The organism is Prosthecobacter sp., from assembly GCF_044373815.1.
GTDB lineage: Bacteria > Verrucomicrobiota > Verrucomicrobiia > Verrucomicrobiales > Verrucomicrobiaceae > Prosthecobacter.
In genome coordinates, this window is record NZ_JBIPNG010000229.1 from 1 (window position 1) to 10,124 (window position 10,124).

Here is a 10,124-nt window from a genome sequence, read left to right on the forward strand (position 1 = left end):
GCTTCGGGGGTTATATGGGGGGGCTGTGGGGCGGTAAGTCGATCGAGAGCTTTGGGCAGTCGAGCCGCGTCACCACGGAGTCGGCGGACGCGGGGACGTTCGCGGACTCGAAGATCGCGTCTGACAGCCTGGTGAAGCTGCAGGTGATCCAGCTGGTGTCGCGGGCCCAGCACACGCCGAAGGGCGAGGAGCGTGATTTCCTGCTGCATCAGATCAGCGAGCTCATGATTCGTGAGTACAGCGATGAAGCTTATGATGCCATGGGCCTGCCGCTGGAGCCGCGCAAAAAGTACGATGACGACGGCACGCTGGCGGACCTTCCGGAAGAGGTGATCTTTGAGGCCGCGAAGATTGACTTTCAAAAGGACTACTTCCAGTGGATGTATGAAGAGAAAGTGAAGCGCATCCAGAAGGCCGATGAGCTTTTTTCCCAGGGGCAGCATGAGGGCACGGTGGGGGACCAGTTTGCGCTGGATGGTGTTTACTACACGATGTCGCTGTTCTTCGCGGGTCTTGGGCTGGTGTTTAAAAGCCGCGTGCGCTGGGGTTTCTTCAGTCTGGGGACTTTGATTTTCCTCGGGGCGCTGATTTACATGTGCAGGCTGGAATGGGCGTGAGTGACTGACTGGCTGAAAAGGCGAGGGGGCATGGATGTGAGCTCAAAGCTGAGGGACTGCACCGAAGCTTGACCTGCGGCGGCTTTTTCGCTTCGATGGGTGAAATCATCAAAAATCCAGCCGTTGCATGAGCGGATTCCTTGTGGGCCAGGCGGTCACGGGGACAGCGCCTGCAACGCTGAGATTGGCGAAGCATCGTATGATCCGGAAAGGCCACCCAAGAAGCCGTGAATCAGCCAGCACTTTCCCATGAAGCCCAATACTCACAATGATCTCGCATATCGGTTGTCCCTGTTCATCGGGCCTGCTTCTGCGCCTTTCGTGTTCATGGCCGCTGGGTTGCAGGATTTTGCCAGCCTGCAGTTCTCGCATCTGCTGATCATTGTCTGCTACGTCATTGGGGCGCTGGGGCTGAGCCAGTTGCTGCTGCGGTCTTGCTTTCGGTTTTTCGGAGCCATGGCTGCGTGTTCCAAAGAGGGTGGTGTGTCTGCTACGGGCAAGCCGGAGTGAGTTGCACGACTTCATTCAAGAACCGTGATCTGTGCCATGACTGAACATGATGAAAGTGAACTGCACCGCCTGTGCGACATGCTGAAGGTGGTGCATGATGGCTTGGATGAGGGATCGCCACTGCGTGAGGCTTTGACGAAAGCGGGGCTGGGGCTTTCGCTGGCTTTCATGAACGGACAGCGTTGGAAAATGGAGGAGCTGGCTGCCGGTCTTGGCAGGCCTTTGGATGAAGGGCAGCGGCAGGAGCTGCGCAGGCTGGGGATTGATCCGGATGGGGAGTGAGCGGCTGTTGATTTGAATGCATGGGACAAACCACAATGACATCGACTGATCCAACGCTGCAGCCTGTTATCAAGGAAGACGAACGCAGGCAGTTCTTCTTCTGGCTCGGCGTCTTTGTGCTGCCGCTGTTTTGGTCGTGGTTCACGCTGTCCAGGAAGTATACCCGGCGTGAGCGCGTGGCGGCTTTTCTGTGGCTGGCGGTGTTTGGAGTGTGGCTGCTGCATGAGCGGAGCGCGCTGGCGGAGCGGTTTGAGACGCTGGCGTTTGTCTATCCCGCCGTCCTGGGGTGGGTGACGGTGGCGCTGTATGTCTGGCTGTTTTTTCGCAGCGGCTACTTTTTCTTTTCCATTACTCCTATCGAGATCATTGTGTTGGTGGATATCTTGGGAGTCATTCAGCCGTCCATCTTCTTTGTGGATCGCGTGGGGAAGCCGTTTGATTGGGAGTGGCTGCTGCCTGCGGGCATTGCCGTGGTGGCGCATCTTGTTCTTGAGCCGCTGGGGCTTGGCAGGACAGAGAGGAAAGAGGAGCGGCCTTCAACGATCGCTTCACCATGATTTGTATTCCTATGCGAGGGCAGCACACGATCAGGATGTGTGGCATCATCACGCTCCTTTGCGGATTCAGCTTCTTTACCAGTCCGGCTGAGGCTCAGACGGAACCCAAGTTTCCCGACCGTGTGCGGGCCTTGCTGGATTCTGAATGGACGGAGCTTTCGATCACCACGGCGTTGTGCACGGATTATGTCCAGGTTTATGCGACGGCAGTCAGGCTGAAACGTGAGACTCCGAAGTCGCCGGTTTATTATTCGTTGCCGCTGGGGCAGGCCGCGCCGGAGAAGGCGGTGGTGAGTGAGAAGGAATTACAAACGCTCTACACTGACGTACTGGCAGCGGCCAAGGCCACTTTTGCGCATCAGTATCCAGTGGAGATCCTCAATTCGCTGCCTCCTGAAAAGGCCAAGGAGCTGATTCGGAGTGGAGCTGTGAAGGTGGGTGCCGATGATGTGGAAATGCTGAGCATTCGGGGGAAGACCGCAGCAGGCGAGGTGCTGCTCATCGAATACGGGCCTTTCGCACCGCTCGACACGACGATCCAAACACTGTTCCACACCCAGCAGATGGAGATGAATCAGTCTGAGCATAAATCGATTCTCGGGCTTGACCCGTATGCGGAGGAGTGAAAGGGAGTTTGGAACTTTCCGCCCACGACATGAGTGATTCTGAGCCAATGCTGATTTATCCGATCCCGAGTTTGATTTCGATCCTGGTGAACCGGGAGGAGGAGAAGGGCAGTGCGCTGACGGAGGTGGAGGTGATCGAAATCCGCAATGGCTGCAAGGCGGTGGCGATGCCGCGGGATGTGGCGGCGAAGATCGATGCGGAGCGCGGGTACAAGGACATCGATCCGGTGCGCTGCTGGGAGGAGTGGCTGGAGGTGAGGAAGAGTTTTTGAGGATGGTTTGGCTTGTTTGATGCGGACGCCCTGATCGAACAGACCATGCTATCGGGGGCGGCATGGTGGTGCGTGGCTCTTGGGTGATGGAGGGAGCGCTGATCGACGGACAGGAGTGTCCATCGTACTTATGAGTGGTGCTTTTCAGCCAGTCCGGCGGGTGGGGCAGAGGCGTTCTATCGGTGGGTCCGGTTATTCTCGTTTTCGAGAATAACGTCAAAGGCAAAAAACTTACTTTCTGTGGAGTATGAATTGGCATAAATATTATTGTATCTGACCTGAATCAGAACCCTGAAACCGCATTCATTGTGGAAAGTCCAGAATCGCCATTACCAAATTTGCAACCGTCCGCTTCTGGACTGCCTCCTGCTTTGCCGCAGGGTGAGAGCCTGAATCCGTTTGCGGACGATGTCTGCGCGGGGCCGTTTGGCGTGGCGGAGAATCGCTCGGTGCCGGGTTTGAACGGGGACATTTTAGGGCAATTGACGACGACTATCGATGAGCGCCAAAGCAGCGCGGGTCGTGCTGGCGGGCAGCCTCTGCTGCTGCTGACGGCTCCGCGTGCGGGCTATGGCAAGACGCATCTGCTAGGGCGTCTGGCGGCTGCGGCGAACGGGCAGGTGGTGCTGGTGCCGCTGGCGTTTCGTCTGGAGGATACGATCGGTATTTCGGCGGTGGCGGTGCGCGGGCTGGAGTCGATGGCACGGGCGGAGGCTTCGCGTGAGGGCTGGACCAAGCTGCGTGAGGCCTGTGCGGGTGTGTGCGCGACTTTGGTGCGGCGTTTGATCGAGAACGGCACGCTGCCGTGTGCGAACCCGGAGCAGGCGCTGCGCGTGCTGGGCGGTGATCCGATTGAGGTGTTTGACGAGAAAGGCAGTGCGCGGCTGATCGGTGACTGGGTGCGGCGCTTTGAAGGGCAGCTGCGCAGGCCGATGACGGAGCAGGCGATGAAGCGTGTGCCGGCGATCCCGACGGCGCTGGAGTCCTGGGTGAATGCGATGCTGAACCACGCGCTGGATGGCGGCATGTCCCACATGGCGGTGCTGCGCATGCTGGCGGCGGATGAGTCCAATGAGGGCCCGGTGACGTGGCTGCGACTGCTGGGGCTGTGGAGGCCGGTGGTGCTGCTGGTGGATCACCTGGATGCGTATTATCGAAATCCGGAGGCGGGGCTGCGCATTGCCTCGCTGCTGCTGGACATGTCTGAGATGGATGGCGTGCACGTGGTGCTGAGCCTGAACCAGGATGTGTGGCAGGCGACGTTTGGGCATCACCTCCCAAGTGCGATGGAGGACCGGCTGACGGCTTCGCAGATGCTGCTGCGCGGGATCGGCGAGAGCGAGGCGACCACGCTGCTGCGTCTGCGCCTGCAGCATGCGGGCATTCCGGTGGATGCGGGACGTGAGTTCACGAACTTTTTGGATGTGAAGCGCTATTTCCTGGGGCGGCCGCTGGGCTCGGTCTCGGCGCGTACCTTTCTGCGGCATGCGGCCAAGCAGTGGGACTTTTTTCAGCAGACGCTTTCGGCTCCGGTGATGCAGGGCGGGGTCTCTCTGCAGACAATGACCGCTGATGAGGGTGTGCTACCGCTGATGACGGAGGAGGTGGCTGAGAGCAAGGAAGAAAATCAGCCTGCTGCGGATGAGTTTTCGATTTTTGATTCCAGCACGACTGCGCAGATGAAGCTGATGGCGGAGGGACTGGCGGAACCTACGCCGGCGCTGCCGCAGCAGAATGAGGCACCGCTGCTGCCGCCGCCTGCGGGTGTGAATGGAACGCATCTGCCGCCGCCGAGCGCGGTCGGGAATGCGGGCGCGAGCGAGGCGGATGAGGCACCGGCGCAGTTCTCGCCAAGCTCGGCGGGTGCGTTTGAAAATCTGCGTGAGATGCTGGGCAAGCTGAGGCAGCCGAGTGCACCGCATGCGGCTGAGACGAATGGCTCGCATTCCGTGGCCGAACGTCTGGCAGATGTGCTGGGTGCTGCTGCAGCGCCTGCACCAGCAGTGGCCTCTGCTGCGGCGGAATCGTCTGCGGTGGCCATGCCGCCGGCGTTTGCACCCTCATCCCGGCCTGCAGTGACGGCTGCGCCACCTGCGCAGAATGCGGAGCGTGATGCGCTGCTGGGTCGCTACGAGGCGCTGCGCCTGCAAATGGCTGCGGAGGCGGTGTCTCTGCCGCTGGATTTTACGAAGCTGGCGGATCTGATCCGGCTGGCGGGCAAGCGTTTCCCTCTGGTGCGCTTCAGCGAGCATGAACTGCCGGGCATGACGGGCCGGTATGCGATGTGCTGGTCGCTGCAGGGGCTGGAGGTCGTGTTTGGCCTGGCGAATTTCGCGGACGGCTCCTACTGGCGCACGCTGGCGGGTTTTGCCGCAGGCAGGCTGGCGGAGCTGAATCAGGATGCGCATTCCACGGGCACCTCGGTGCCACGGCTGAAGATCACCACGTTCAAGACGGACCGCGAGCAGCAGAGCTGGGCGATCCTGCAGCACAGCACGGCGTTCGCCGAGGAACTGAAGAAGCACGTGGACTCGATCCACCTGGACACTCAGAACGTGGCGGCACTGTATGCGATGCAGCGGATCATCAAGGAAGCGGAAAGCGGTGCTCTGGAAGCCACGCCTGCGCAGGTGATGAGCGTGCTGGCACGCGAGCTGGATTTCTTCTGGAAGCGGGTGACGCGTGCTGCGTGAAGAGGGAATGACGAGCCGGGCGAAGCGAACCGGAGCGTAGCGCAGACAGCCGAAGGGTTAGCGAAGCGAATCAATGACGAAATCCGAATGACAAAGCGGCCGGAGGAGGTAGGCGTTTTTGATGAGTGATGAACGAGGAGATGAGCCGGTGCTGCCGCTTTTCACGGCGCGGTCCTGGGCGGTGGCGGGCCGGTTTGCGGTGCCTGAGGCGGAGCGTGTGGTGAAGCGGGAGATCACCGAGGGGCTGGAGCTTTTTCAGGCTTCGCCTGCGGCTGAAGCGGATGGTTATTCGGCGTGGAAGTCGGAGATGGCTGCGGAGAAAGCAGCGGAAGAAGCAAGACGCCGGAACAAGGAACTGCCAGTACATACCAGCGAGGACGGTTTTGCCCGCTGGAAGGAGGAGGCGGAGAATGAGAAGCGCGCCTTTGAGAAACGCTGGGGCGTGCCGCTGGGCAAGCCGGTGCGTGTGCAGTTGCGCGGGGAAGCCCGGGAGCGGGAAGGGCTGCTGCGTGTGGTGGAGGAACCTGCGGGAAGCTCCGCCAAGGCGCTGAGACTGACGATGGGCGGGCACACTTTTGCGGCAACGCAGATCGAGAGTCTGGTGAGGGTGTGAGCGCGCTTCAGTGCTTCAAAAGTGCTCCCACATGTCTAAGGGGCAGAGAGGGAGTGGTCTTCGCCATTGATCCATTGGGGCCACGGGCCATGAGGGCCAAAATGGGGTCATTTGGCCCTCATGGCCCTGCGGAGGGTTCAGGCTCACAGGCTCACTACCTATATATAGGTAGTGAGCCTGTGAGCCTGAACCCTACCGCTCCGATGGGGAATTGATACTTGCCGCCGGTGCCCCCGCTGCCGCCCTTGGTGTCACTTCCCGTCGGGCGTTGCGGGAGCGAGCTTTGGGCGAAGCTCTGGCGGAGAGGGACCATCCTGGTCCCTCAGCGCTCCGCTGGGTATGGGATTCTAAAAAGCGTGGGCCGCTGGGTGGTTTGGGAGCGCGTAGGGATCGGGACGATCCCTCTCCGCCGGAGCGCGCAGCGCGAATGGGGCCAGGGGGAATTGTCTTCGCCATTGATGATTGGGTGCCAGGGTCATGAGGGCCATTTGGCCCTCATGACCCTGGCAACCAGCCTCTCCAGCGGGGTTTGACACTCCACTGACCTCCCCCCCCCGGGCATGGAGGCTGCCCGCTAGAGCGCTGACGGGGCGCACGGACCCGGCTACGGCCTGCCGGGGAAATGGAGGCTAGGAGAGGTGCTTGTGGGAGCCGTCGCAGGTGGGCATTTTTTGGGAGTGGCCGCAGATGCAGTCGTGGATGCCTTTGCCGGCGAGGATGCGGGCCGTGCAGGCTTCGATGCGGGAGGTGCGGGTGGCGGATTGTTTGGCGGCGTTGAAGTGAAGCAGGTAGGCGCGCCGGCGGCCGGGGGTGAGGGCGGCGAAGGCTTCGTCCAGCGCGGGGTTTCTGTTGAGCTTGGTTTGCAGCTCCTCCGGGATGGGTTCGGGGGTGGTTTTGAAGGTGGGCTTGACGCCGGCTTTTTCGTTTTCGATGGCGGCGTGGAGGAAGGACTTCAGGTCGGGCTCCAGGGCTTTGATTTCAGCCACGCTGGTGAAGGGGATGAAGCGCCCGGCCTGGGTGTGCTCGCCGGGTTTTTGGAGGAGGCTGCGGGGATCGCTGAGCAGGGAGCCGTTGCAGAACATGAGCCTGCAGTGGTCTTTGAAGCCGCCGATGAGGACGATGTTGTGGCCGTCGTGGGTGTAGCAGGGCTGGTCCCATTTGAGCTCTTCCGTGAGGCCGGTGTCGAGGATGATGCGCCGCAGGGCTTTCATCTCGGGCTGCCACTTTTTGGCGCTGGCGATGTGTTCATCGACGGCGGGGTTCTTGCGGCTCATGGTGTGATGAATCGAAGCGAGGCGTGTTTACGGCTGGCTGTCATTGCTTTGTGGCGCTGCAACGAGGTCGCGTTGTGAGAAGCGACGAGTCACAGCCCCCTTTTTGCCGGTTTATTTCAGAGCAATTCGAATTCCCGGCGTGCCCACCTTTTCCACCCATGTAGATGTCGAAGAGAGCCTTGAGCTGAGTGACTTTGCCTGCGGTGGAGAACTCTGCGAGTTCCGTGATGTTTTGACCGACAAATGCTTCAACCGAGGTTACAACGACTCTTTTGCTGTCGATATCATCGGCATCGTCCACTTCGTTCTTCCAGCCGTTTACACGATCAGCACGTGTCAGCAGCCAGACTTCCTTGTCGGACTTCTCCAGAATCTCAGCCATTTGCTGCAAATGCTTCTGATCTGCCGGTCCCACGGCGACCTCGATCACTGCATTTTGAATTTCAAAGTCACCCAGCTTCGCGTTTTCATCAGCGCGGTATTTGCGATCGCTTTTGTTCGCAGGGTGAACAGGGATTTCACGTTTGAACCGCAGCACGAGTTTTGCGCCAACGAGGTATTGGGCTACTTCACCTGATTTTCCTTTCTCGTCTGCCGCTAGGAGGAGATCGTGGATGATGGTTTCGGCGGTTTGATTTGTTAAATGTACTTCCAAAGGCTCTTCTTCGGTAATGAATCGGAGAGACTGTGCGAGTTCGGCTTGTGCTGCGGAAATGATGGCTTCTCGCTGTTCGGCGTTAGCTTCGGCAAAGCCAGTCGCAGCAATGACGTCCAGTAATTTTTGGCCCCATTCCGGAAGATTGGAAGTGCGCTGTCCATAACTCTTGTCTATCGGTTTCAGATTCAAGCGCTCATGAGAGCGGCTTCCATATACAGTGTGGGAACGAATCGCTGAGCCGTTTTTCCGGAGAAGGTGGCTGCTGAGATTAAGGGATGGAAATTCACGCAGCCTTTCGATGATCGACAAGCCTGCTTGGAGGCGAGACGGAACGAGTCGTCTTTCCTGAGGTTGGCAATACTTGGTGGCTTCAGCAAAGAGAGTGTTCATGAATTGATGATCAGTCTGGGGTGCTTGAGATGCTGGTCTGCCAGTATTCTTGGACTACGGTACGCTTTTTTTGGGTAAAGAGAAGACCACTGCTCAGCGGGTTTCGGTAGATCATGTGCGTTGGCGAATCTCGGAAATTTTTCACCACAAACAAAAAATAGTTCTCAGTCAGCTTGTCGGCGACTTCATACTCCTTGCGGGTGAGCAACACATTGCCAGCACGCTCTGTCAATCCTTTGACTTCAACAGCATAAAAGTCTTTTCGCTCTGTTTTTGAAAGTCGAAAATCAAAACCGCATCCGAGTCTTGTTGTGTTCTCAGCAGCAAATCCTTGGAATTCCGGCAGCTTGTGACGGATTGAATCAAAATAGTTCTCAGCAGCCAGGCCGGTGATCAAACGTTTGGCAAATGCAGATTCGCTTTCGAGCTTGGTTTGATCTTCGTCGGTTGCATTCCAATTTTTGTCCTCACATCCAACAAACGATTTAATCAGGCTGGCAAATGTATCGAGGTCAAGACTGTGGTATTCCTCATAAATTTTAAGGCAATATTCCCTTCTTGGCCGTTTATGCCAGCCCTGACGAGGATTGGGAAAGAGTGGGTCAAACTCGTCGCGGTAGTTTTTGATGGATGCAGGTTTAGAACCCAGCGCATAACCAACGACATTTGTTCCTTCAATAAAACTGTCGAACCCCAGTTTTGCTAGTCCGAGCAGATCAAATTTGGAAAGGTAGAGCCCTGTGAGGATGAGCTTTTCCCTCTTTGAGATCTGGTTCGGATCGAGAAGCATCGTGTTAGTTTCTGCAACTCAAAATGAGTTTAGTCGGTGATTCGAGAAAACTCTCTCGACCCCATCCGCATAAAACCGATTCCGGCAAAAAATTCTGCTGCGCGTTTCTGCATGTCATGAATAGGAACGAACTCTGCCGCCAAGGCAAACCGCATTTGTTCAAATAAACACCTGCGCTTTGAAACTCACTTCTTCGGCTCTTCCTTCACTTCTTCGGGCTTCACGGGGACGCGGACTTGGAACTGGGTTTCTTTGCCGAGGTTCTTGGTGAGGGTGGCGGGGTACTCCCAGGCGGCTTTGTCGGGGGCGTAGACGACGACTTTGCTGCGCATGGCGGCCATGGCGGTGGCCTGGGCGATGTCGAGGTATTTGAGGACATTGAGCATGGCGGGACCGACGGATTCGGGATCGCCAGCGACGGTGCCGTTGTGGGTGAGGGGCATGTCGTGGAGATCGAGGCGCTTGATGTTGTCTTCAAAGAGGGAGGCGTAGAGGGCATCGACGGCCATTTCTCGGTGGGCCTGAATCCAGAGCGGGGTTTCGCCGAAGCCGGGGATGGCGCGGATGGTTTGCAGGGTGCGGCGGACGTCCCACACGCGCATGCCATCGAGGGTCTGGCCGAGGAGGTAGAAGCGGCGGAGGCGCTGGGTTTGCGCCTTGGGGCTGCCGGTCCAGGCGGTGGGGCCGACGCCGCGCGGGCAGATGTAGGCCATGCCCCATTTGTTGTTCATGAACATGGCCTTTTCCTGCTTAAAGGCGTCGTCGTCTTTGGGGGCACCGGGGAAGACTTCGATGAGCTTGCCAAAGCGGCTGTGGTAGGTGGCGCAGAATTCATCCCAGCC

Annotated in this window: 11 protein-coding genes and 1 pseudogene; 8 read left to right on the plus strand and 4 right to left on the minus strand. The window is 58.5% G+C overall.

Features of this window, described 5'->3' with window-relative positions:
- The 8 genes from ACIREA_RS18095 to ACIREA_RS18130 all read left to right on the plus strand — a co-directional run.
- A partial coding sequence (locus tag ACIREA_RS18095; RefSeq protein WP_397383731.1) for a hypothetical protein occupies nt 1-617 on the plus strand: 617 nt, incomplete at its 5' end.
- Between the two features lie 249 nt (nt 618-866).
- Nucleotides 867-1,127: a hypothetical protein gene (locus ACIREA_RS18100; RefSeq protein ID WP_397383733.1), complete on the plus strand. Its 261-nt coding sequence runs from the start codon at nt 867-869 to the stop codon at nt 1,125-1,127.
- A 36-nt stretch (nt 1,128-1,163) separates the two neighbouring features.
- Nucleotides 1,164-1,409, plus strand: coding sequence for a hypothetical protein (locus ACIREA_RS18105; protein WP_397383734.1), 246 nt, complete (start codon nt 1,164-1,166; stop codon nt 1,407-1,409).
- A gap of 20 nt (nt 1,410-1,429) precedes the next feature.
- Nucleotides 1,430-1,966, plus strand: a complete 537-nt coding sequence (locus ACIREA_RS18110; RefSeq protein ID WP_397383735.1) for a hypothetical protein — start codon at nt 1,430-1,432, stop codon at nt 1,964-1,966.
- On the plus strand, nt 1,963-2,592 hold the full coding sequence (locus ACIREA_RS18115) for a hypothetical protein (RefSeq protein ID WP_397383736.1): 630 nt from the start codon (nt 1,963-1,965) through the stop codon (nt 2,590-2,592). Before ACIREA_RS18110 ends, ACIREA_RS18115 begins: the two co-directional genes overlap by 4 nt.
- 29 nt (nt 2,593-2,621) lie before the next feature.
- A complete protein-coding gene (locus tag ACIREA_RS18120) occupies nt 2,622-2,864 on the plus strand; it encodes a hypothetical protein (RefSeq protein WP_397383737.1) in 243 nt (80 codons plus the stop codon).
- A 338-nt stretch (nt 2,865-3,202) separates the two neighbouring features.
- Complete coding sequence (locus ACIREA_RS18125) at nt 3,203-5,557, plus strand: hypothetical protein (protein ID WP_397383738.1); 2,355 nt, start codon at nt 3,203-3,205, stop codon at nt 5,555-5,557.
- 121 nt (nt 5,558-5,678) lie between these two features.
- Entirely contained in the window at nt 5,679-6,170 is a 492-nt protein-coding gene (locus ACIREA_RS18130; protein WP_397383739.1) for a hypothetical protein, read from the plus strand.
- Nucleotides 6,171-6,799: 629 nt separating this feature from the next.
- On the opposite strand, the gene ACIREA_RS18135 is transcribed toward ACIREA_RS18130, so the two are convergent.
- The 4 genes and pseudogenes from ACIREA_RS18135 to ACIREA_RS18150 form a co-directional block, all read right to left on the minus strand.
- Complete coding sequence (locus ACIREA_RS18135; protein WP_397383740.1) at nt 6,800-7,444, minus strand: DUF1801 domain-containing protein; 645 nt, start codon at nt 7,442-7,444, stop codon at nt 6,800-6,802.
- Between the two features lie 40 nt (nt 7,445-7,484).
- Nucleotides 7,485-8,492 (minus strand): DUF4928 family protein, encoded by a 1,008-nt coding sequence (locus tag ACIREA_RS18140; protein ID WP_397383742.1) that lies wholly within the window; start codon nt 8,490-8,492, stop codon nt 7,485-7,487.
- Between the two features lie 10 nt (nt 8,493-8,502).
- Nucleotides 8,503-9,282, minus strand: a complete 780-nt coding sequence (locus ACIREA_RS18145; RefSeq protein ID WP_397383743.1) for a DUF3883 domain-containing protein — start codon at nt 9,280-9,282, stop codon at nt 8,503-8,505.
- Nucleotides 9,283-9,467: 185 nt separating this feature from the next.
- Nucleotides 9,468-10,124: pseudogene (locus tag ACIREA_RS18150) on the minus strand (hypothetical protein); the annotation flags it as partial.